The 22,564-nt window shown below is 69.4% G+C and carries 12 protein-coding genes, 1 tRNA gene and 2 pseudogenes; 6 read left to right on the top strand and 9 right to left on the bottom strand.

The features are described 5' to 3' along the window. The first annotated feature begins 97 nt into the window (after positions 1-97). The 3 genes from modA to ACFC0G_RS28695 all read left to right on the top strand — a co-directional run bounded on the left by modA (position 98) and on the right by ACFC0G_RS28695 (position 3,652). Positions 98-916, top strand: coding sequence for a molybdate ABC transporter substrate-binding protein (modA, locus tag ACFC0G_RS28705; protein ID WP_376408324.1), 819 nt, complete (start codon positions 98-100; stop codon positions 914-916). A gap of 1,141 nt (positions 917-2,057) precedes the next feature. Next, on the top strand, positions 2,058-2,834 hold the full coding sequence (locus tag ACFC0G_RS28700; protein WP_376408321.1) for a class I SAM-dependent methyltransferase: 777 nt from the start codon (positions 2,058-2,060) through the stop codon (positions 2,832-2,834). 137 nt (positions 2,835-2,971) lie between these two features. Beyond that, positions 2,972-3,652 carry a DUF998 domain-containing protein gene (locus ACFC0G_RS28695; protein ID WP_376408318.1) on the top strand — a complete coding sequence of 227 codons (681 nt, stop codon included), beginning with the start codon at positions 2,972-2,974 and terminating at the stop codon, positions 3,650-3,652. Here ACFC0G_RS28695 and ACFC0G_RS28690 read toward each other — a convergent pair. Beyond that, positions 3,624-5,282 (bottom strand): serine protease, encoded by a 1,659-nt coding sequence (locus ACFC0G_RS28690; protein ID WP_376408315.1) that lies wholly within the window; start codon positions 5,280-5,282, stop codon positions 3,624-3,626. The genes ACFC0G_RS28695 and ACFC0G_RS28690 overlap by 29 nt on opposite strands. Before the next feature lie 150 nt (positions 5,283-5,432). After that, positions 5,433-5,506, bottom strand: a tRNA-Pro gene (locus ACFC0G_RS28685). A gap of 581 nt (positions 5,507-6,087) precedes the next feature. On the opposite strand from ACFC0G_RS28685, the gene ACFC0G_RS28680 reads away from it, so the two are divergent. Next, complete coding sequence (locus ACFC0G_RS28680) at positions 6,088-7,296, top strand: acyl-CoA dehydrogenase family protein (protein ID WP_376408312.1); 1,209 nt, start codon at positions 6,088-6,090, stop codon at positions 7,294-7,296. 111 nt (positions 7,297-7,407) lie between these two features. Here ACFC0G_RS28680 and ACFC0G_RS28675 read toward each other — a convergent pair whose 3' ends face one another. The 6 genes and pseudogenes from ACFC0G_RS28675 to ACFC0G_RS28650 form a co-directional block, all read right to left on the bottom strand. Further along, a complete protein-coding gene (locus ACFC0G_RS28675) occupies positions 7,408-7,980 on the bottom strand; it encodes a GAF domain-containing protein (protein ID WP_376408309.1) in 573 nt (190 codons plus the stop codon). Beyond that, entirely contained in the window at positions 7,977-8,600 is a 624-nt protein-coding gene (locus tag ACFC0G_RS28670) for an ATP/GTP-binding protein (RefSeq protein WP_376408306.1), read from the bottom strand. The genes ACFC0G_RS28675 and ACFC0G_RS28670 overlap by 4 nt, the downstream gene beginning before the upstream one ends. Continuing rightward, entirely contained in the window at positions 8,578-8,955 is a 378-nt protein-coding gene (locus ACFC0G_RS28665; RefSeq protein ID WP_376408303.1) for a DUF742 domain-containing protein, read from the bottom strand. The genes ACFC0G_RS28670 and ACFC0G_RS28665 overlap by 23 nt, the downstream gene beginning before the upstream one ends. After that, a complete protein-coding gene (locus ACFC0G_RS28660; protein WP_376408300.1) occupies positions 8,952-9,386 on the bottom strand; it encodes a roadblock/LC7 domain-containing protein in 435 nt (144 codons plus the stop codon). Before ACFC0G_RS28660 ends, ACFC0G_RS28665 begins: the two co-directional genes overlap by 4 nt. Before the next feature lie 6 nt (positions 9,387-9,392). After that, a complete protein-coding gene (locus ACFC0G_RS28655; RefSeq protein ID WP_376408297.1) occupies positions 9,393-11,396 on the bottom strand; it encodes an ATP-binding protein in 2,004 nt (667 codons plus the stop codon). A gap of 410 nt (positions 11,397-11,806) precedes the next feature. Beyond that, positions 11,807-12,226 (bottom strand): annotated as a pseudogene (locus ACFC0G_RS28650) (MBL fold metallo-hydrolase); the annotation flags it as partial. A 21-nt stretch (positions 12,227-12,247) separates the two neighbouring features. Here ACFC0G_RS28650 and ACFC0G_RS28645 point away from each other — a divergent pair. Then, a pseudogene (locus ACFC0G_RS28645) lies at positions 12,248-12,646 on the top strand (transposase family protein); the annotation flags it as partial. A 66-nt stretch (positions 12,647-12,712) separates the two neighbouring features. On the opposite strand, the gene ACFC0G_RS28640 reads toward ACFC0G_RS28645, so the two are convergent. Then, positions 12,713-13,276 (bottom strand): SMI1/KNR4 family protein, encoded by a 564-nt coding sequence (locus tag ACFC0G_RS28640; RefSeq protein WP_376408295.1) that lies wholly within the window; start codon positions 13,274-13,276, stop codon positions 12,713-12,715. 1,535 nt (positions 13,277-14,811) lie between these two features. Between ACFC0G_RS28640 and ACFC0G_RS28635 the strand changes: the two genes are divergently transcribed. Further along, positions 14,812-22,485: a DNRLRE domain-containing protein gene (locus ACFC0G_RS28635; protein ID WP_376408556.1), complete on the top strand. Its 7,674-nt coding sequence runs from the start codon at positions 14,812-14,814 to the stop codon at positions 22,483-22,485. Positions 22,486-22,564 lie beyond the last annotated feature (79 nt).

Here is a 22,564-nt window from a genome sequence, read left to right as displayed (position 1 = left end):
GCAGCACAGCAGCATCGCGACACCGCAACACCCAGGCAGCCGGCGCGGCCTGCCCTCCCCCGTACTCTCCGTTCGTCCCCAAGGAGTTCAGACCCTCATGACCCACACCCTCACGTTCACCAGACGTCGTGCCGCCGCTGCCGCCCTCACCGCGGCCCTGCTGGTCCCCCTCGCCGCCTGTGGTGGCAACGACGACACGAAGAACGACGCCGCGGGGGCCACGCCCTCCGGCTCCGCGAGCGCCGCGCCCCAGGCGAACCTGACGGTCCTCGCGGCGGCGTCCCTCACCAACGTGTTCAAGACGGCCGGCGCCGCCTACGAGAAGTCCCACCCGGGCACGAAGGTCACCTTCTCGTTCGCCGGCTCGCAGGAGCTCGTCGCCCAGGTGTCGCAGGGCTCGCCCGCCGACGTCCTGGTCACCGCCGACACCAAGAGCATGGACAAGGTCAAGGCCGAGACCGGCACCCCGGCGATCATCGCGAAGAACCGGCTCGTCATCGCCACCGGCGAGGGCAACCCCTTCAAGGTCGACGAGCTGAAGGACCTTGCCGACACCAAGCTCAAGGTCGTCCTCGCCGCCCCCGAGGTGCCCGCGGGCAAGTACAGCAAGCAGGTCCTGGACGCCCAGAAGATCACGGTGAAGCCGGTCTCCCAGGAGCCGAACGTCCGCGCCGTGCTCAGCAAGGTCGAGCTGGGCGAGGCCGACGCCGGCCTCGTCTACAAGACGGACGCCGCCTCCGCCGCCGACAAGGTCGACGCCGTCGAGATCCCCGACGCGCAGAACGCCATCGCGAAGTACCCGGCCGCGGCCCTCAAGGACTCCAAGAACGCCGAGGCCGCGGCCGCGTTCGTGGCCTGGCTGTCCTCGCCCGAGGGCCAGAAGATCCTTCAGGACGCCGGCTTCCAGAAGCCGTAGGCCTTCTGTGTCCGAGCCCCCTCGCCCCGGTCGGGTGAGGGCTGCCTGACCGGCAGGTACCGGCCCGGGGCGGAGGAGTGGCTCTCGCCGCGACGGGACGACCTGCCAGAGGCCCCTGCGCACCGCTCGCGGTGTTCGGTGCGCAGGGGCCCCCGCCCTACCCCGGCCCGACGCGGCCGGAACGTGAGGAGTACGCAATGGCGGTGGTCGTGGTGCGGAACCCGGCGACGGAGACTCCGACCGCCGTGAGCGAGGCCCTCGCCCGAGCCGGCCTGACCGTCCGGTCCGCCACGGTCGACGGGGTTCTCTCCCCCGGCCTGAGCGGCGTCGAGGGCCTGGTCCTCCTGGCCACGCCCCGGTCCGCCGCCCCTGCCGCGCACGCCCTGCTCCAGGACGCCCTGGCGGCGGAGGTTCCCGTCCTGGCACTGGGCCCGGCCGGCCGGCTGCTGGCGGGAGCCGACACCGTGACCGTGGAGGCGGGCCCCGAGAGGCCGGCGACGCGCGGAGCGGTCGCCCTCACCCCGGCGGCCGACGCCGATCCTCTGTTCGCGGGCAGCGGGCCGCTTCCGCCGGAGCTGCGCCCGGCCGACGAACCGTTCACACCCTGCGCCGACGGCGTCGCCCTGGCGACGTGCGACGGGTACGGACAGCAGGCGTTCCGCCGGGGATCCAGCGCCTGGGGCGTGCGGTTCCTGACGGGCACTCCGCTCGACCCCTGGGGAGAACGTCTGCTCCACCGGTTCGCCGCGCTCGTGGCGGCCCGGTCCGAGCACACCGCGACCCCGGGCCTTCTTCACGCATCGCGCCGACGAGAACAACCTCCGCCCCGCGCTGGAGGCGACGGGCTGGCACCTGGACGCGTACGAGGACGCTGCCGGCCACTTCCTGGCACGCGCCGAGCTGCGCGGCTGACAGCCCGCCGCCCCCACCACTCCGGGCACCCGAACCCCCAAAGCTATGAACCACATCTGCCTGCCCACATAGGTGATCAACCAAGCATTCGTGAGGCAATTGTGAGATCAGATCAGCAGATGCAAGATGGGAGTCGCGGCCGTCCGAGCGGAGACTGCCGAGCGAGGCTCCTCCGCGTGAGCCCTGCGTCCGCTTCCGCTGCTCCTGCTCACGAGGCGAGGTAAGGCAGATGACGACACGTACGCACGACGGCAGCGCCGGCGACGTCGACCACGGCGCGATCAGCTCCGGCTACTCCGCCTACCGCCGTCCGGACGGACGCATCGCCCGGCTCCTCGCCAAGAGCCTGGGGCAGGCGCGCACCGTCCTCAACGTCGGCGCCGGCGCCGGATCGTACGAGGGCGTCGCCGGAGCGGTGACCGCCGTCGAACCGTCCGCCTCGATGCGGGCCCAGCGGTCGGACCGACTCCCCCGCGCGATCGACGCCGTCGCCGAGGACCTGCCCTTCCCCGACGGCGAGTTCGACGCCGCGATGACGCTGTTCAGCGTGCACCAGTGGAGCGATGTGAGCGCCGGCCTGCGGGAGATGCGGCGCGTGACCCGCGGCCCCGTCGTGGTCCTCACCTGCGACCCGGCCCTCGTACGCCACTTCTGGCTGTACGACTACGCCCCTGAGGTCCTCGACACGGAGGCCCGCCGGTACCCGCCCGTCGACCGGATCGCCGCCGCCCTCGGCGGAACGGTCACCGTCGACCCCGTCCCCATCCCCCTCGACTGCACCGACGGCTTCAACGAGGCGTACTACGGACGCCCCGAGTTGCTCCTCGACCCCCGTGCCCGCCAGGCGTGCTCCGCCTGGAGTTTCGTCGACGACGGCGTACGCGAACGCTTCGACCGAACCCTCCGCGGCGACCTGGAATCCGGGGCCTGGGACCGGCACTTCGGCCACCTGCGCTCCGAGCCCGCGTACGAGGGCTCGCTCGTCGTCGTACGGGCCACTCTCTGAACGAAGCGACCTGACGGCGAACCCCCTGGCGCGGGGTGGGGCGGACCCCACCCCGCGCCAGGGGGTTCGTCGGAGTGCCCCGGTCGGGCGCCGCGTGATCGACTTCCCGTACGGGTTCACATGGGGAGGACGGACGGATGAAGTTCCGGATCGGGTACGCGGCATGGATCGTCGGAGTGGTGCAGTTCTTCGTGATCCACGGGATCACCGAGTCGGCCTGGTCGAGACCGTACAGCTGGGCACAGAACAACATCAGCGATCTGGGGAACGCCCTTTGCGCACTGCAGGCCACCCCCGAACCGCGGTACGTCTGCTCCCCGGAACACGGCCTGATGAACGGCTCGTTCATCGCCCTGGGGGTGCTGCTCGTCGTCGGTGCCGCCCTGACCGGCGACGCCCTGTGGCGCAAGGGGCCGGCCGCCGCCCTCGCCCGGCTGCTCCTGGCCGGCGCCGGCGCGGGGTTCGTCCTGGCCGGCCTGGCTCCCGCGGACGTCGACGAGAACCAGCACGTCCTGGGCGCCCTCCTCATCATGGCCGGGGGCAACATCGGCCTCGTCCTGGCGGGTTCCGGCCTGGCGGGCCGCGTCCGGCCCCCGCTGCGACGGGCCACCGCCCTGCTGGGGATCACGGCGATCGCGGCTCTCGGGCTGTTCCTCTCCGGCCACTACCTCGGCCTGGGCATGGGCGGCATGGAGCGGGTCGCCGCGTTCCCGCTCCTGCTCTGGGCCCTGGCCGCCGGCACCCTCGGCCTCGTCCGGCGGCCGGAGGACCGGCGGGAGGAGCCCGGCGTCAGCGCGCCCCGGTGGCGAACCGCGTGACGTACGCGTCGATGTGGGTCTGGGTGAGGGTGTTGCCGTGCGCGTCCGTCAGCTCCGCACGCAGCGACACCGCCTTGCCGGGCCCCGGCGTCGTCACCGTGCTCCGGCCGCCGGTCACCGCCGCCTGCGTCCAGGTGGCGCCCCGGTCCGTCGACACGGACACGGTCAACGACCGCACCCCCGACCGCCGGGCCGCGCCCTCCACCGTCACCGCCACCCGGCTCGTGGTGTGCGCCGGGGCGGTGCCGTCGAGCGCGAGGTCGGGGCCGAAGCGCACGGCGCTCAACGGGAGGTCGGTGGCGGTGGCCGTCGCGGCGGAGGTGAACGTCCACGCCGCGGTGACGCTCCCGCGCGGCCGCGTCGCGCTCGCCGTCAGCCGGTAGGCGGCCCGCCCCGCCGGCACCGTGAACGAGGCGTGCCCCGGCTTCTCGCCGCGGCGGGTCGCGACCAGCGTGCCGTCGCGGTGCAGCGTGACGGTCGACGCGGTGAACAGGGGCGAGGACGGCACGTGGCCCTCGCCGTCGGCGAGCAGCGGCACCGTCAGGTCCAGGGTGTCGCCGGTGCGCTGCGCGACGGGCCGGGCGCCGGGCGAGGAGTCCATGGCCGGGCCGAAGACCGGGATGTCGAAGGTGTGCACCGTGGTGGATCCGGGCGTGAACGAGCGCCCGAGGACGAAGTAGTTGTTGGCGGGCCCCTCCTGTTCGGGCTGCGCACCGTACACGAGGTCCCAGGTGCCGCGCTCGGGCGTGAAGAGGAACGTCCCGGTGCCCCCCGACGGCACGGGCAGCCCCAGCGCCGGGGAGGGGCCCGCCGACGGCGAGAACTCGACGAGGGCCGTTCCCCCTCCGGACGCGGGCACCCCCGCGCGCACCACCAGCGTGGCCAGGTCGCCGGGCACCGGGTGCCGGACCAGACCGGTCAGCGCCCGCTCGCCCCGGAAGGCGTAGCCGAGGGCGCAGACGCCGCCCGGCCGGCTCCAGTACGAGTCCACCCAGGTCTGTACGGCCCCGCGCTCGGCGGCCGGCCCCAGGTGCGCCGTACGCAGGTCCAGAGACCTCGTCATCAGGTTCACGAACCCGGTGACCCCCTCGTACGTCACCTTGGCGAACGCCCCGGCCTGCTCGAACCTGGCGTCGGCGACCGGCGGCCGGATGTCCACGGGGCGCGCGACCCGCGCGTCGAGCACGAGGGTCATGTCGCGGTCGACGTCCAGCCGGGGCTGCACGAGCCAGTCGTTCCCCCAGTTCCCCTCCCCCACCGGCCTGGTGGAGAGGGTGGAGTCGAGCAGGTACCGCCCGGCGGGCACCTGGACGGTGACGGTGCTGGGCGATTCCTTCAGCTCCCGGCCGCTGCCGGCGTCGGGCCCGGACAGCGCGGTCAGCAGGGTGCGGTAGTCGGTGGTCGGCGCGCCGTCGCGGCCCAGGTGGACGAGGGTCAGCGCGTACGTGCCGGAGGCGCCGCGCGTCGGCCGCCCGGCGGGCGCGGCGTGGGCCGTGGCGGCCGGGAGGCAGATCGCGGCGGTGCCCGCGGCCGTCGCGACGCCGAGCCCGCGCAGCACGGACCGGCGCGTCGCCGCCAGGGCGGGGACGGACGGGACGGACGAGGGAGAGTGCTTCGAGGAGACGTTCATGATCTGCACTGGACCGTCCCGCCCCGGGGTTCCCGTGAGCCGCGTCACATCCCAACCGGTCCCCAACTGATCCCCGACCGATCCCCGAGAACGAGTCAGGGGCCGTTTCAGATTGCTCTGAAACGGCCCCTGATCTACGACTCTTTCGAGTCGGGACGACAGGATTTGAACCTGCGACCCCTTGACCCCCAGTCAAGTGCGCTACCAAGCTGCGCCACGTCCCGATCACCCGTCTGACCTGGGGTTTCCCCTGGCCGAACGCGCATCAGAACAATACCGCACTTTCCGTGGTGGTCACGAACCCTTTCCGGCGCCCGGGCGAGGGGTGCGCGCCGGGGGCGTGGCGCTCACTCTCCGTGATGCTTCCGCACGCCCCTCAGTGCGCCCGCGCGCCCGTGGCGAGGGCCCCAGGAGTGGGGAGGGCGGGGGCGAGGCCCGTGTTCTCGGGGCGGGGGCGCGGTCGGGAGGATTCCGGAATGCCGCCCCTATGGTGATGAAGGGGCGGATGGGACGACCTCGGGAGCCTCATGGCCATATGCCGCCGGATCCGTTGCCGTTGGCATGTGGCAGAAAGATGCCCACGGGGAATGGACACCGAACCGGTGGTAGGGGGCCAACACCACACGAAACACAGTCAGATTCAATCGTCAACAGCTCCTGTTTCGGACAAAAGTCGTGGCGATATTGCTCCGTCCCGGAAAGATCAACACCATGAAGAGGTCGGCCTGTTCGGGACGGGACCACTGCCGATGCACCACCTGCCCGGTCGACCAGGCCGACAGGCGTTTCGCAGGGGAGGACTCGAATGGACGGCTACTTCAGCAGTCGACTGCATCATCAGCTCAGGGAGACGGTCCGGGACTTCGCAGAGCGTGAGGTTCGGCCACGGATAGCCGAGATGGAAGCATCCCGGACAGTCCACCACGAGCTCTCCCGGCTCATCGCCGAGCAGGGCTGGCTGGGAGCGACAATCAGCCAGGAGTACGGCGGCATGGGCGCCGGCCACCTGGCCAAAACCATCATCATCGAGGAGCTCTCCCGGGTCAGCGGCGCCATGGGCGCCATGGTCCAGGCCTCGCAGCTGGGCACCGCCAAGATCGTCCACTTCGGCAGCGACGAGCAGCGCAAGACCTGGCTCCCCGCCGTCGCGGCCGGTGAGTGCCTGCCGACCATCGCGGTGACCGAGCCCGAGTCCGGCGGTCACGTCCTCGGGATGAGCGCCAGCGCGGTCCGGGACGGCGACGACTACATCCTCAACGGCAGCAAGGTCTTCGTCGGCAACAGCCACGTGGGCGATCTGCACGGCGTCGTGGTCAGGACCGGTCCCGGCTCGAAGGGACTCACCGCCTTCCTGGTCGAATCCGATCGCCCGGGGTTCAGGACCGGTCCGCAGCAGCCCGCCATGGGACTCCACGGCTTCAGCTTCGGCGAGCTCATCTTCGAGAACTGCCGTGTCCCGGCGTCCAACCGCCTCGGCGACGAGGGCGACGGCCTCTCCGTCGCGTACTCCTCCAGCGTCCTGTACGGGCGGGCCAACCTCACCGCCGTCTCGCTCGGCATCCACCAGGCGATCCTGGAGGAGACCACCCGGTTCGCCTCCGAGCGCATCCGCTACGGCAAGCCGCTCCACGACCTGCCCACGGTGAAGCTGAAGCTCGGTCAGATGCAGTCCCGGCTCATGACGGCCCGGCTCTCCGCGTACCACGCGGTGCACCTGCTCGACCAGGGACTGTCCTGCGACGCCGAGCTGATGAACGCGAAGCTCGTCAACGTCGAGTCGGCGATCGACTCCGGCCGCAACGCCATGGAGATCCACGCCGCCGCCGGCCTCTTCACGGACCGGGCCATCGAGCGGTACCTCCGGGACGCGCACCACATCTTCGCCCCGGCCGGCACCTCCGACATCCAGCTCCTGCGGCTGGCCGAGGTCGCCCTCGGCCAGGACAAGGGCAGTTGGTCGGAGCGGCTCTCCGACCTGGTCCGGACCCCGGAGCTCGAACCGGCGCACGCCTGAGCGGCCACGGAAGCGAGCAAAGGCACGGGCACGGGCACGAATACGGCCGGGGCCCCGGTACGGCGACACTCGCCGTACCGGGGCCCCGGCCGTGTTCTCCGGCGGTGCCGGTCAGAACATGCCGTCCTCGCGGCGGTGGATCTGCTCCACCAGCTCGGCCGCCATCGCCTTGATCGTCTCCAGGCCGGCGCGCCCCCACGGGCGGACGTCGGTGTCGACCACGCAGATCGTGCCCAGCGCGACACCGGTACGGTCGATCAGCGGCGCGCCCATGTAGGAGCGGATCCCGATCTCGTCCACGACCGGGTTCCCCGCGAAGCGCGGGTAGTCGCAGACGTCCTCCAGGACGAGCGCCTTGCGCCGTACCACCACGTGCGGGCAGTAGCCGTGGTCGCGGGCCATGTAGCGGCCGACGCCACCGGTGCTCGCCGCGGCCGCGCCGAGGTCGCTGCCCGAGTGGGTGCCCTCGGGGGTGTGCAGCCCCGCGAAGAACTGCCGGTTCTCGTCGATGAAGTTGACCATCGAGAACGGGGCTCCGGTCACGTCCGCGAGGCGGTGCGCGAACTCGTCGAACGCCGGGTCCGGTCGCTCCCCGAGCCCGAGTTCACGGAGCCGCTGCACCCGCGCGGGAGCGTCCTTGTCGATGGGGGTCAGGAGGAGATGACCGGTCGGGTCGTAGGTCATGGCGTGGCTCCGAAGCTCGGCACGGCGGCCGGAATGGTGGTGAGCAGATGCTGGACGAGGGTCAGCAGGGTACGGATGCCGGAGCTGGAGATCCGGGCGTCGCACACGACGACCGGCACCTCCGGCTTGAGGTCGAGCGCGGCCCGCACCTCGTCCGGCTCGTAGCGGTAGGCGCCGTCGAACTCGTTGACCGCCACGACGAACTGGATGCCGCGCCGCTCGAAGAAGTCCACGGCGGAGAAACACTCCTGGAGCCTGCGGGTGTCGGCGAGGACGACCGCGCCGAGCGCTCCCTCGGAGAGCTCGTCCCACATGAACCAGAAGCGCTCCTGTCCGGGGGTGCCGAACAGGTAGAGCACATGGCGGTCGTCGAGCGTCATGCGCCCGAAGTCCATGGCCACGGTGGTCGTGGTCTTGGACTCCACGCCCTCCAGGCTGTCGGTGGCCGCGCTGACCGAGGTCAGCAGCTCCTCGGTGCTGAGCGGTTCGATCTCGCTGACCGCGCCCACCAAGGTCGTCTTGCCCACGCCGAACCCGCCCGCCACCAGGATCTTGAGCGCGGTGGGGAACGGGTCGGTCGCGAAACTCTCGTGGCGCTCAGAGCCGTTGTCGTAGGCCATCGAGCACTGCCTCCAGCAAGGAACGGTCGGTGTGGTTGGTGTGGAACCGGGGGGCTCTGGCGGTGAGAGCCCCACAGTCCACGAGGTCGGAGAGCAGGACCTTGGTGACGACGGCCGGCAACCGTAAGTGCGCCGCGATCTCGGCCACCGAGGTGGGCCCGTCGCACAGCCCGAGGGCCAGGCTGTGCTCGGGGCCCATGTGGGGCTGCGGGATCGAGCCGGTCGCCATCACCATCGAGAGCAGGTCCAGCGCGGTGCTGGGCTTGGTCCGGCCGCCGCTCACGGTGTACGGCCGGATCAGCCGGCCGGCCGCGTCGTCGAGCCAGGGCCCTTCCTGATGGGACGTCACGTTCACTGCCCGCGGCCACCCGCCGCGCCGGCCGCCTGCCGGGCCGGCGTGACCAGATACGGCCGGACGCTCTTGACGAGCATCGCCATCTCGTAGCCGAGCACGGCGGCGTCCGCCTCGCGCCCGGCGAGGACGGCGAGGCAGGTGCCGGAGCCCGCGGTGGAGACGAACAGGAGCGTGGAGTCGAGCTCCACGACCACCTGGCGGACCTCGCCGCCGTCGCCGAACCGGGCGCCCGCGCTCCGGCCGAGCGAGTAGAGGCCGGAGGCCAGGGCCGCCATGTGGTCGGCGGCGTCGGGGTCGAGGCCGTGGACGGATTTCACGAGGCCGTCGGAGGAGAGCAGAACGGCGTTGCGGGTGTACGGGACCCGCTGAACCAGGCCGCTCAGCAGCCAGTCGAGATCCGAGGAATGGCCGTTCGGCACATTGCTCGCCATGGTGATCTACTCCTTGTGCGCGTCGCCTGGACGCAGCGGTTCGTGGGGGGCGGGCTGGGATTCGGCGAGGCCGATTCCGCGCTGGAAAGCGGCCATCAGGCCGGGGTCGTGCAGGGCGTGCTCCTCGGGCCTGCGGGCCGCCGGCTCGTCGCGCAGCTGCGGGACCAGGTGTTCCTGGGCGCGCCGCTTCGGGAGGAGGGGCCGGCCGGAGGGTTCGGCACGGGGTCCCTCGGGCGCCGGGGGCAGGAGCGGGGCCTGGTGCTCGGAGCCGACCGACTGCGCGGGTATCGAGGGGATGGAGCCGGCGTCCGCGTGGCCGTTGACGTGGCCGTTCAGGTGCGTGCCGTGCGTGCTCGTACGGGAGTACGCGAGCGGGTCGGACGACAGCGTCTCCTCGTGGCGGACGGCGGCCCGCTCCGCGGAGGGCGCGGCCATCGGCGCGGAGGCCTGGGCGTGCGCCGGCATCCGGCCCGCGGCCGGGACCGAGTGGGAGCCCTCGTAGTGCCCTTCGTGCCGGTCGGAGTGCCGGACGTCGGAGTGGGCCGGGGCCTCGGCGTGGGCCGGGACCTGGACCGGTGACGGGGCGTGGACCGGGGTCGGAGCGTGAGCCGGAGCGTGGCCCGGGGTCGGAGCGTGGACCGGCTCGGGGGCGTGCACCGGCTCCGGCGCCTGTGCCTGGGGCTGCATCTGCACCTGCCCCGGAGGGATCGCCGGGGAACCGACGGCCGCGGCGGCCTGGCGCTCGTGCTGTGCCAGGCCCTCGGGGTCGGCGCCGAGGAGACCCTGCGGCAGCACGAGGACGGCCTGGACGCCGCCGTAGATGTTCGACTGGAGCCGTACGGCGATGCCGTGCCGGCGGGCGAGCGCCGAGACGACGAAGAGGCCGATGCGGCCGTCCTGGAGCAGATGCGCGACGTTGACCTGATCGGGATCGGAGAGCAGGGCGTTCATCTTGTTCTGCTCGGTGACGGGCATGCCCAGGCCGCGGTCCTCGACCTCGATCGCGAGGCCGGCCGTGACGTACTGGGCGCGCAGCAGCACCGTGGTGTGCGGGGCGGAGAACAGCGTCGCGTTCTCGACGAGTTCGGCGAGGAGGTGGATGACGTCGGCCACGGCATGGCCCCGGAGCGTACCGTCGATCGGCGGTACGAGCTTGACGCGCGGGTACTGCTCGACCTCGGCGATCGAGGAGCGGAGCACCTCGGTCATGGTGACCGGGTTCGACCACTGGCGGCGCGAGATGGCGCCGCCGAGCACGGCGAGGTTCTCGGCGTGCCGGCGGATGCGGGTCGCCAGGTGGTCGACGTGGAACAGGCCCTTGAGCAGCTCCGGGTCCTCGACCTCGTTCTCCAGCTCGTCGAGGAGCTGGATCTCGCGGTGGACGAGGGACTGCAGGCGCCGGGCGAGGTTGACGAAGACCTCGACCTTCTGTTCGTTGCCGACGCTGCTGGAGAGTCGGGACGCCTGGACGACGGCTGCCACGGCGGCCTCGTGCGAGCGGTTCAACTCCTGCGACAGCAGGTCGAATTCGTCACCTGTCGCGGGTCCTGTCGGCACCGCGGGGCGGGGCGGGAGCCCCTCTCCCCTGCGCAACTGTTCGACGACCGCACGCAGTTCGCTCTGGCCGCGGGCGCTGGAGCGGCGCAGGGCGTTACAGCGGTCCAGGACCGCCTTGGCCGCCCGGTCGGCGCCGAGCGCCGCGGCGGTCACGGAGGCGACGGTGAGGGCGGCCGCGCCGGTCAGCGCGGCCCAGAGGCCGGGCGTGGGGCTGGCCCCCGTGGAACGGATGGTGAAGAGCACGGCCGCCGCGCCGCCCAGTGCCACCGCGACGGCGGGGAGCACGGAGGTGCGCAGGAGTTGGGGGCGTATGCGGGCTTCCGTCGGGAGCGGCGCGGACGTCTGCGCCGGGGGGGTGCTGGGGGTGCCGGAGGCGGAGCGGGCGCCCGACCGGCCGTGCCGCCCGCCCTCGCGTCGATCGGACCGCGAGGCGGGTGCGCGAAGTTGAGACATGAGTGTCCTTGGTACGTGCCCAGGAATCGGCGTACTGCGGGGTACAGGGGGTGGACTACGGGGGTGCTTCAGTCGGTCGTTCTGGGGTGTCGAGCGGGGGGTGTCGTGCAGCGGGTACTGCGGGGTGCGATGAGCCTACCGATGATCACCAACCACACACTGTAGTCGTCAACCGTTCATGTGCGGTGCGCAGTTGGCAAACTTACCCGTAGAGCGGCCCGGTCTGGTATCGCCCCTCGCACGACAGGCCGAGAACCACGTGGCCGAAAGTCGACGCCTCGACCTCCGCGGGCCGTGGAGCGGCGGGAACGGAAGAGGGCGGAGGCGCTCGTACGCCTCCGCCCTCTGCGGAAATCGTTCCCCACCGGAATGCCCCGGAGGAGATGCGGACCGCCCGGCCCGCGCCCGCGTCACGTCGTGTGCGCGGCCTCCGGTGCGCCTCGACCGGTGTCCGTGCCCGGCCCCCCGGGCGTCCGCCCGGTACCCGGATGCGCGTTCACGCCGGACTCGGGTACGCACTGCCCGTGACCGTCGGTGAGAGCGGAACCTCCCCAGCCACCCGCGGGGGCCTGGGCGACCGCCCGCCACCAGGTGGTGTCGGGCAGCCGCTCGGCGCCCGGCTCGAAGGGCTCGCCCGGACAGGGCAGGGCGATCCGCTGCCCTGCCCCGGCGGCGGCCTCGACGGTGCCCTCGCCCGGCTCCGCCCACGGGTGCGGGGCGAGGTTGAACGTGCCCCAGTGGATCGGCAGCATGACGCCGGACGCCGCACCGCCCTGGAGGTCCGGATGGGCCCGCATGCCCTCCTCGGGAGTCATGTGGATGTCGGTCCATATGAAGCACTATCAGGTGTCAGGGCTTCGGTCACGGATCAAGTTCGCACAAACCCAGTCGGCGACCCGCGATCTGCTACTCCAGCCAGCCAAACCGAGAGTGGTTGTCGGCGACACCTGACCGCGGCCCGCATCCACCGCATCATCCGGATCTGCGAACGCCAGGGTGTTCCGATCCTCACCGACCGCGCTTATATCGGCGCCGGCCCTTGGGTGACCACACCGATCAGATGGCTCCCGAACCGGGACCTCACCACGACCCAGCGAACGATCAACCGGGCCCTGTCAGCGGCACGAGCACCGGTCGAACGCAGCATCGCGCGACTCAAGTCCTGGCGGATCCTCCGCAAAGCCCGCTGCAGCCCCCATCGCGTGAGCGTCATCGTCACGGCCGTCCTCACCCTGGAACGGCAACGCTGACGAAGGTCATTGCCGTTCCAGGGTGGGGACGGATCAGCGCTGGCCGTCATGCGGTAGGGAAGCGCCTCACGACCAAACGAGGCGCCCTTCGGCGACCTTGCAGATCGGATTGTTTCCGTCGGCGATCTTCGTCAACATGTGCGCTACGGAGTCGAAATACTGGGCCAGTGATTCGTACTCGCCCGTGACCGTGGAGTCACCCACGAACCAGCGGCCGACACGCCCGTCCCGCGCATCGATGAACTTTCCCCTCCAGCCGTCCTGGTCCGACAGGAACGGGATCCACTCATTACGCCAGAACGGGTTGTCCGGCTGGTCCGGAGGGTCGAATCCACCGGGCATGGACCGGTTCGTGTAGAGCTTCTCCATCGCCCGGATGCCCAGAAAGAAGCTTCCCTCGTCCGGGAACCCGTCGAAGCCGCAACACATCACGTCGACGTCTTCCTCGGGAAGATCCAGGCTGTTCTGCAGCAGCCACGTCCGCAGATCCTCAGGGAGCGAGACCCCCATCCGTTCCTCGGCGGCCGCGAGCGTCTGCTCAGTAGCCGGTCCTGGCAGGTCCGCGTGATCGGCCGGCGCGTGCTCCCGAAGAAGAGTCATCACGCGGGACCAACTCTCAGCCACACTCATCGCACTCTGCCCTCTTTGCATGGATGCCTCTGTCCGACTGCTCCACGACGGAGGTTGCGAAGTGCCGACCGGAGAAGCTTGCAGAGATGCTACTTCGAGCGTGTCTCCCGCCCCTCCTCACGACCGATCTTCCCGGAGGTGCCGGTGCACTGCCACTGCACCCCGGCCGAACGGACGCCCTTCTTGATGAACCCGGCCTCACCCACGATCAACAAGCCCTCCTCCGCCCCGAGGCGCTCCAGCACAAAACCCCAACACCATTTCCGTCGGAGTCAAGAAATCGCCCCATGGAGGCGAAGTACCTACCCATGGGGACCCAATGACCCTATATGTCTGGGGAATTGACAGGCCATTACCTGACTGATCAAGATCCGTGCGCCGTAGTCGTGAGCTTGGACTCACGTGTGTACGGGCCTACGGCTGCGGCACTGCTCCAAGCACGTCGGAAAAATCCGGCGGGCTCATTCGGCGTGCCGTTTTCCCGTGTGCGGAGCACCTTCCGCGTGCCCGGGATCCGGTCCGCCGCACGGAAAGGCATCAAGGTGCGAAGCTCCTACAGGAGATATGTCTCCTGTCTGGTGGTGTCGGCGGTGGCGGGAACGCTACTGCCGCAGGTCGCGTATGCGTCGCCGCCCCCCGGGCCGCCCGGTCAGGACGACGGCAAGGGTGTCTTCGAAACGGCTCTGGGCTGGTTCTCGGACGATGAACAGCAGGACGTGAGGCCGGCGCCGGACGGACGGCCGGAGATACCCAGCCGGGAGAGGCTGCCGAAGGGCAAGGCCGCGCCGAAGGCGAAGCGGGTCGCCGAGCTGACGGGGAAGCGGACGGCGAACGCGCGGTACTGGATGCTGTCCGACGGGCGCGTGCAGGCCGAGGTGTCGGCGGTTCCGACCGGCTACCGGGCGGGGAAGTCGTGGAAGGACGTCGATCCGACGGTCGTCCCGTCCGCCGCCGAGGGTTTCGCCTTCGCCAACACGACCAATGCCGCGCGCAGCTGGTTCGGATCGGACGCCGGCAGGCTGCTCCGCTTCGAGGCCGGAGCCGGACATGCGGTGACCCTGGGTCTGAAGGGCGCGGGGAAGCTCGCGCCGGTGGCCAAGGGCGACACGGTGACGTACGAGGACGCGGTGTCCGGTGCGGATCTGTCGTACGTGGTCGGTCCGGGGAGTGTGAAGGAGAACATCGTCCTGGACGCGAAGCCGTCCGGTCCGGTGTCCTTCACATTCACCTTGGACGCGGGCGGGCTGACGCCGAAGCAGAACAAGGACGGCTCGGTCTCCTTCTACGAGGAGGGCGCGGATCCGGTCCTCGTCATCCCCGCCGCGTTCATGACGGACGCGAAGAAGGACGTCAAGGCTCCGTACGGTTCCGCGTACAGCGGGAACGTCACCCAGAAGCTGACGAAGGCCGGTCACGGCTGGAACCTCACGGTCACTCCCGACGCGAAGTGGCTGGCCGCCTCGGAGCGGCAGTACCCGGTCACCATCGACCCGACGATCTCGATCGCCCCGACGCCGACCACGGCGCAGGACGTGATGATCTCCTCGGACGGTCCGACGACCAACTACGACGACAACTGGCGTCTGTCCGTCGGCAACACCTCCACGGGCGCCTCGCGTGCGCTGATCCGCTTCCCGGTCAGCAGCATCCCGGCGGGCACCAAGCTGGACTCGGCCGATCTGAGGCTGTACTTCGACCAGACCCACACCACGGGTGACACCGAGGTCCAGCTGGAGGCGCACCGCGCCACCCAGGCGTGGACCGAGTCCGGGGCCACCTGGAACAACGCGAACGCGATCACGGGTGAGCTGTCGGGCACCTCGGTCCTCGTGGACAACGGTGAGGCCGGCCGCACGGCGGCGGTGGGTTCCTGGCCGGCGTCGGGCAACACGGCGTACACGCAGTACGCGGTGAACCAGACGTACATGTACAACAAGGATTCGGTCGCGGGTGACTCGTACACCTGGCAGCCGAGCCTTCCCGAGGACGGCACGTACCAGGTCGAGGCGCACAACGTCCCGGCCTCGGACCGTGCGACGAACGCGCCGTTCACCGTCACCTACGACGGCGGGACGAAGGCCTACACGGTCAACCAGCAGGCCGGTACGGCCGGTGTGTGGAAGACGCTGGGCTCGCACCCGTTCAAGGCCGGAACCCTCGGCAAGATCGTTCTCGGTGACGGCCCCGCTTCCACCACGACCTCGGTGATCGCCGACGCGGTGCGGTTCACCAAGGGTGGTGTCGTCACCAAGCAGCCCGGTGAGCTCAACACCTGGCACACCTTCCCCGTCACCAAGACCGTCCAGTCCTGGATCGACGGCACGAACGTCAACAACGGCTTCGTGATCAAGGCCGGTGACGAGTCCGCGAACGGCCCCAAGGGCGGTCCGCGCTACGAGGGCAGCGAGTTCGGGTACGGCGGCGAGACCGCCAACTACCCCCGGCTCGTCCTGACCTTCGGCCGTCAGGGCGTCGACCTCGCCGCCCCGACCACGATCCACGACACCGGCGCCGAGCTGAACTGGTCCGCGTACCAGGAGAAGGACCCGGTCGGGACCGGTGACGACCTCGTCGAGTACCAGGTCCACCGCTCGATCAGCCAGACCTTCACCCCCTCCGCCGCCACCCTCGTCGCCCCGGTCGAACCCGGCACGACGTCGTACGCGGACACCTCGGCCGTCCCGACCAAGGGCAACGACCCCGACCCGTACGGCCGCGCGTACTACTACATGGTCGCGGTCAAGACGAAGGACGGCCAGGTCGTCGCCGCGCCCACCCAGCTCGTCCGCCTGCCCAAGGCCGGCCGGACGACCAAGGTGCTGGACGCGACGCAGGACACCACCCTGTCCTCCCTGCGGACCACGCTCACGCACGACACCATCGACGACGGCGGGCCGAAGAACTGGCTCAGCGTCGGCAACAACTCGGCCACCTACGGCGACACCCGCGCGGTCCTGAAGTTCCCGGCCCTCGGCATCCCCGCCACGGCCCGGGTCCTCGACGCCAACGTCCGCCTCTGGTCCACCCAGACCGCCCAGGACACCACCGGCGCCGTCTACGAGCTCCGGCCGCTGACGCGTGACTTCGACGAGGCCACCGCCACCTGGGTCAAGGCCAACGCCACGGCCAACTGGACCGCACCGGGCGGCGACTTCGGCGCCGTGGTGGGCGACACGGGCGCGAAGACGAACGACCCGGCCCGCCACGACTGGAGTGTCGCCTCCCTGGCGCAGTCCTGGGTGACCACCCCCGCCTCGCAGCAGGGCGTCGTCATCAAGATGGCCGACGAGACCGCCTCGCAGGAGCGCACTCTCTTCCTCTCCTCCGAGGGCACCGAGCAGCGCCTGCGTCCGCGCATCGTGGTCACGTACATCGACTCGACGACGGAGTCGACGTACTACGCGCCGCAGACCCCCGCGCGCATGACGCCGAACACCGACTACACGGTCGACTTCACCCTCACCAACACCACCGCCTCCTCCTGGAACGCGGCCGACCACGTCCTCACCTACAAGTGGGCCCTGCCCGACGGCACCGACGTCACCAACGGCGGCAACCAGGTGCAGACCGCGCTGCCGGCGAACGTCGCGCCCGGTGACAGCGTCGACCTCCAGGCCGTGGTGAAGACCCCGATCAACTCGGACAACGGCAACAAGCGCACCGACTACGTCCTGACCTGGGACGTCTACAACAAGACGACCGGCACGTGGACGTCGGGCACCTCCGGCATTGCGGGCCTGAAGCAGAACGTGGCGGTGGAGGACCCCACCTCCAACAGCCTCGGCCTGGAGAAGTTCTACTCCTACACGGGCAAGAACACCGGCGCCGGCTCGACCGTCATGAACAACCTGGCCTCGGGCAATACGGTCTGGTCGTACAACGCGTTCACCAACCCCGGCCGTGGCATCACCACCTTCGTCCGGTTCGCGTACAACAGCCTCGACACCTCCGACACCGTCTCCGGTCACGGCTGGTCCTTCCAGGCCTCCGGCCCGATCCGGCTGGGCGCGCCGCTGGAGTTCCATCCGAAGCCGCACCCGACCGAGATCCGTCTCCCCGACGGCGACGGCACGACCCACGTCTTCCGTGAGCAGTCGGACGGCTCGTGGAAGGCCCCGGCGGGCGTCCACTACAAGCTGACGGCGAAGGCCGGACTGGACTGCACGCCGCTGAAGGACCCGGTCCCCGACGCCTGGACGATGACCCGTCCCGACGGCACCCGGTTCCTGTTCGGCTGCGACGGCTACATGACGTCGCTGGTCGACAAGAACGGCAACACGCAGACGTACACCTACGAGGAACGCAAGTCGAACAACAAGCCGACCAAGTTCCTCAAGTACATCACCGACCCCGCCGGACGGCAGTCGCTGACGGTCGAGTACTACTCCAAGGCCGACAGCAACAACCCGAAGATCATCGACCACATCAAGTCGATGGCCGACATCGGGGGCCGCAAGACCACCTTCGAGTACTCCGACAAGGGCCTGCTCACCAAGTTCACCAACGGTGCCGGCTCCACCCAGCCGAAGGTGTTCGCCTTCGAGTACGACGCCACCCAGGGCAACAAGAACGTCAAGCTGGTCAAGGCCACCGACCCGCGCGGCAACGCCACCCAGCTGACGTACAACTACCCGCAGACCGGCGACGACCCGAAGTACCACTGGTGGACCAAGACGATCACCGACCGTCTCCAGGGCGCCACGGGCTTCACCTACGCCGCGAACGCCGGCAACACCAAGTTCACCGACACCACCGCCACCGACGCCGAGTCGCACGCGACCAAGTACGTCATCGACGACTTCGGCCGCGGTGTGCAGACGACGAACGCCAACTCCCAGGTCACCAAAATGGGCTGGGACGCGGACAACAACGTCACCTACCTGGAGGAGAACAACGGCGCGAAGGCGGCGTACTGCTACGACCAGAAGACCGGCTACCCCCTGTGGTCACGGGACGCGGAGAACAACAAGGCCGGTGTCCCGCCGTCCTCGGACTGCGCGCCCGGCGTGTTCCCGGCGAACTCGACGAGATTCGAGTACCGGACCCGGGTGGACGGCTACGCGGCGGACCTCGTCACCAAGACCTCTCCGGAGGGCCGCAAGTGGCAGTTCGGGTACGACTCGTTCAGCAACCTGAAGACGGTCACCGACCCCAAGGGCGTCGCCACCACAACGGCCGGTGACTACACCTCCTCGTACGAGTACGACTCCTACGGCCAGCTGACCAAGGCGACCGACGCCAACGGGCGTCCGACTGTCAACAGCGGCTTCGGACCCCATGGCTATCCGGCGAAGATCACGGACGCGCTGAACAACTCGATGTCGTACGTGTACGACGAGCGCGGCCAGGTCACCGAGGTCGTCGACCCGCTGGGGAAGAAGACCACGCAGACGTACGACACGTTCGGACGCCCGCTGGTCTCCAGCCAGCCGAAGGACCAGGCCACCGGCGTGCTGATCACCTCGCCGGCTCCCGTCTACGACGCCAACGACAACGTGACCAAGTCGACCGCGCCCAACGGCGCGGTATCCACGGCGGTCTACGACGCGGCGGACCAGGTGGTGTCGGCGACCGCGCCGGCCAACAACACCACCGATCCGCGCACGTCGACGTACACCTACGACAAGGTCGGAAACCTGAAGACGTCCACCGAGCCCCGGGGCTCGCTGACGACGTCGGACGCCACCGATCACATGACCTCGAACACCTATGACGCGATCTACCAGCTCACGGCGGTCGCGAACGCCGAGGGCCACAAGATCACCTACGCCTACGACAGCGTGGGCAACGTCAACAAGGTCATCGACCCGAAGAAGCACGCCACCGCCGACCCGGACGATTTCACGTCCTCGTCGCTGTACGACCTGAACCACCGGGCCGTGCAGGTCACGGACGCGGCCGGCAACTTCACCAAGCAGTCCTACGACAAGGACGGCCTCGTCGTCTCGACGACGGACAAGGAGAACAACACCACCACCATCACCTACGACGAGCGCGGCAAGCAGACCGAAGTCACGGTCCCCCGTGAGGGCACCACGACGCGTTCGACGAAGTTCGAGTACGACCAGGTCGGCAACACGACCCGGGTGATCACCCCGCGCGGCACGGCCACGGCCGGCGCCGACGACTTCGCGGTCCGCACGACGTACGACGAGCTGAACCGTCCGAAGCGGAAGTACCAGCCGTACGACCCGAACGACGCCCGTCACAACAAGGCGGACGTCTACACCGAGACCACCTACGACGCGGTGGGCCGCGTGGTGAAGAGCTCCTCGCCGCCGTCGGAGGGTGAGACGGTCCGCAACGACACCACGTACACCTACTTCGACAACGGCTGGACCAAGTCCGCCACGGACCCGTGGGACATCGTCACCACGTTCGACTACAACGACATGGGCCAGCAGGTGCGGCGCACGCTCACCTCGGCGGGCGGATCCTCCGACCGCACCATGGCGTGGACCTACTACGTCGACGGCAGCCTGAAGTCGAAGTCGGACGACGGTGTGCCGGTCGGCAAGAGCGTGGTCCTCGTCGACAACTCGGACGCCCAGAACGTCTCCTCCACCGGTACGTGGGCAACGGGCGACCTCACCGGGCAGCACGGCTACGACCACCGCACGCACGCAACGGGCAGTGGTACGGACGCGTTCACCTGGACCCTGCACATCCCGAAGGACGGCACGTACACCGCGTATGTGAAGTACCCGAAGGTGACCGGCGCGGCGACGGCCGCCACGTACACGCTGACCCACGGCACGACGACCGAGCCGTCGGCGACGAAGGACCAGAACGCGTCCGCCGGCACGTGGGTGTCGCTCGGTTCCTACAGCCTCAAGCAGGGCGAGGACACCAAGCTCAAGCTCGCCCAGAGCAGCGGTGGCGTGGTCGTCGCGGACGGTGTGAAGCTCGTCCGGGACACCACCGGTGAGACGGACACGGAGAAGAACTCCTTCACGTACGCCTACGACGTCAACGGCAACATGACGTCGATCGGCGACACCTCCTCCGGCACGAAGGTCGACGCATACACGGTCGCGTACACGGGCCTCAACCAGGTCCAGAAGGTGACCGAGGCGCTGGCCGGCCAGGAGAAGAAGGTCACGTCCTTCACCTACGACGTCAACGGCCAGACCGACACCGTCACGCACCCCGACCAGTTCGCCAAGTACACCTACGACCTGCGTGAGCTGGTCAAGACGGTCTCCGTGGGCAAGTCGGCCACGGACACCTCGCCCAAGGTGTCGTCGTACACCTACACGGCCCGCGGCCAGAAGCTGAAGGAGACCAAGGCCAACGGCAACACCGTCGACCACACGTACCTCCTCGACGGAGCCGAGAAGACGACCACGGAGAAGAAGCCCAACGGCACGCTGGTCGCCTCCCACACCTACGCCTACGACGCCAACGGCAACAAGGCGCAGGACGTCGCGAAGAAGATGAACGCCGACAACCACGCGGCGTTCCTCGACTCCACGACGGACTACACCTACGACCCGGTCGACCGGCTCACCAAGACCGTCAAGACGGGCAACGGCGCGGGGACGGACATCTACGTCCACGACGACAACGCCAACGTCATCAGCCAGACGGTCAAGAACACCACGACCACGTACGACTACGACCGCAACCGGCTGCAGAGTGCCGCCGTGGGCGGCCAGAGCTCGACCTACACCTACGACCCGTTCGGCCGTCTCGAGACGGTCACCGCGGGCGGCAAGGTCATCGAGCGGAGCGTGTACGACGGCTTCGACCACGTCGTGGAGTCCCAGAAGGCGGACGGCGCGGGCGTACTGAAGTCGACGAAGTACACGTTCGACCCGCTGGACCGCACGTCGTCGAAGACGTCGGACGGGAAGACGACCGATTTCACCTACCTGGGCCTCTCCGGTGAGGTGCTCGGTGAGGAGGTCGCCGGCAAGGTCACCAAGTCGTACCAGTACAGCCCGTGGGGCGAGCGCCTGTCGCAGGTCAAGCACAACACCGACGGCACGTCGGAGGACGGCTACTACGGCTACAACAGCCACACCGACGTCGAGACGCTCACGGACAAGAACGGTGACACCAAGGCCACCTACGGCTACACCGCCTACGGCTCGGACGACAAGGACGACTTCACCGGTATCGACAAGCCCGACACCGCCGACCCGACGAAGGAGGCCTACAACCCCTACCGCTTCAACTCCAAGCGGTGGGACGCCCAGTCCGGCACCTACGACATGGGCTTCCGCAACTACAACCCGGGGCTCAACCGCTTCACCACCCGGGACATGTACAACGGGGCACTCGCCGACATGAACCTCGGCAACGACCCGTTCACCGGAAACCGGTACGCCTTCGGCGGCGGCAACCCGGCCAGCAGCGTCGAGATCGACGGACACTTCGACTGCGGCGTCTGCTCCACCGTGGCCGACACCGCGAGCGACTGGCTGAAGAGCGCGGCCAACGAGGTGGACGACGCCGCCACCAAGGCGGCGTCCGGGGGTTCCGGCGCGCTGAGGTTCCTCAGCAAGGCGTCGGGAATCGGCACGGCGGCCTACGTCTTCTTCGATACGCTCGGTTTCGACCTCGACGGGTCGTCGACAGCGTCCCGTGAGTCGGAGATCGGCGAGGAGTACAACTACAACCTCGGACGCCTCACCACTCCGGACAAGGACGTCGAGTGGCGGCCGTACGCCGACCTGGCTCTGCGGCAGGACAACTGCAGCAAGGGCCAGAGTGCGATCTACTACCTGCCTCTCGACGGGCAGGGCCGAGCACAGGGCGGGCGCGCCTGCCTGACGGCCGGGGACTACAACTACGAGAAGGACGACGGTTCGGACGCGTTCCCGGGGGTCACGTCGAAGATCTACGGTACCCGTACCCAGTTCCCGATCGACTGGTCGAAGATTCCCAAGGGCTATTACAGCCGCCAGAATGCTGACCGGCAGGGACTCGACTACGTTCAGCGCGGCCATCTGATCGGCAAGCAACTCGGTGGCAGTGGCACCGACATGCGCAATCTGGTGCCCCTGTACAACGAGGCGAACTCCCCGGTCATGTCGAGCTTCGAGAACGAGGTCGCCGCCCGAGTCAAGGCCGGTGAGACGATCTACTACCAATCCGATGCCAACTACGTCGGGGACAGTCCGATCCCGGCCAGCATCTCCATCAGATGGACCAGTCTGACCACCGGACAGTCAAAGGCCATTTCGATACCGAACGTGCCATGACCTCGATGAGAGGGAAGAGGTCGTCGCGGTAACCTGAGAACGGGCTCCGTCCCCGAGCACCGGTGCGTGCTCGGGGACG

It is taken from the genome of Streptomyces sp. NPDC056169, assembly GCF_042268445.1.
GTDB lineage: Bacteria > Actinomycetota > Actinomycetes > Streptomycetales > Streptomycetaceae > Streptomyces.
This window is presented reverse-complemented; position numbering and strand designations above follow the sequence as displayed.

What these genes read in the sequence shown, in the direction of transcription:
- modA (WP_376408324.1), top strand. Translation starts at nt 98, where the DNA reads ATGACCCACACCCTCACGTTCACCAGACGTCGTGCCGCCGCTGCCGCC.
- ACFC0G_RS28700 (WP_376408321.1), top strand. Translation starts at nt 2,058, where the DNA reads ATGACGACACGTACGCACGACGGCAGCGCCGGCGACGTCGACCACGGC.
- ACFC0G_RS28695 (WP_376408318.1), top strand. Translation starts at nt 2,972, where the DNA reads ATGAAGTTCCGGATCGGGTACGCGGCATGGATCGTCGGAGTGGTGCAG.
- ACFC0G_RS28690 (WP_376408315.1), bottom strand. Translation starts at nt 5,282, where the DNA reads ATGAACGTCTCCTCGAAGCACTCTCCCTCGTCCGTCCCGTCCGTCCCC.
- ACFC0G_RS28680 (WP_376408312.1), top strand. Translation starts at nt 6,088, where the DNA reads ATGGACGGCTACTTCAGCAGTCGACTGCATCATCAGCTCAGGGAGACG.
- ACFC0G_RS28675 (WP_376408309.1), bottom strand. Translation starts at nt 7,980, where the DNA reads ATGACCTACGACCCGACCGGTCATCTCCTCCTGACCCCCATCGACAAG.
- ACFC0G_RS28670 (WP_376408306.1), bottom strand. Translation starts at nt 8,600, where the DNA reads ATGGCCTACGACAACGGCTCTGAGCGCCACGAGAGTTTCGCGACCGAC.
- ACFC0G_RS28660 (WP_376408300.1), bottom strand. Translation starts at nt 9,386, where the DNA reads ATGGCGAGCAATGTGCCGAACGGCCATTCCTCGGATCTCGACTGGCTG.
- ACFC0G_RS28655 (WP_376408297.1), bottom strand. Translation starts at nt 11,396, where the DNA reads ATGTCTCAACTTCGCGCACCCGCCTCGCGGTCCGATCGACGCGAGGGC.
- ACFC0G_RS28640 (WP_376408295.1), bottom strand. Translation starts at nt 13,276, where the DNA reads ATGAGTGTGGCTGAGAGTTGGTCCCGCGTGATGACTCTTCTTCGGGAG.
- ACFC0G_RS28635 (WP_376408556.1), top strand. Translation starts at nt 14,812, where the DNA reads ATGATCTCCTCGGACGGTCCGACGACCAACTACGACGACAACTGGCGT.